Genomic DNA, 296 nt, shown 5'->3' with positions numbered 1-296 from the left:
ACCGGTGAACAAACCATTGACAATGTCCCAGTCTACTTCCACAGTAACGGTAAACAAGCCAAAGGTGAACTAGTCACCGTTGATGGTAAAATCCACTACTACGATGCCAACTCAGGTGCCCGTTTGTCAAATATTGACATTACTATAAAAGGGGAAACCTATCATTTTGATGCGGACGGAAACGGAACACTCATTAGTTAATGAAGTTATAGAGACTCCTTCTCAATAATGACAGATTTAAAATGAAAGGAGAATTATCATGGAAAAGAAAGTACATTTTAAACTTCACAAAGTTA

The 296-nt window shown here is 37.5% G+C and carries 1 pseudogene; it reads left to right on the top strand.

Features of this window, described 5'->3' with window-relative positions:
• Window positions 1-201 (top strand): annotated as a pseudogene (locus tag AX663_RS00700) (glucosyl transferase); the annotation flags it as partial.
• Window positions 202-296 lie beyond the last annotated feature (95 nt).

The organism is Streptococcus sp. CCH8-H5, assembly GCF_001556505.1.
Taxonomy (GTDB): domain Bacteria; phylum Bacillota; class Bacilli; order Lactobacillales; family Streptococcaceae; genus Streptococcus.
The sequence above is the reverse complement of the archived record's forward strand: the minus strand, read 5'-3'. Positions and strand labels throughout refer to the sequence as shown.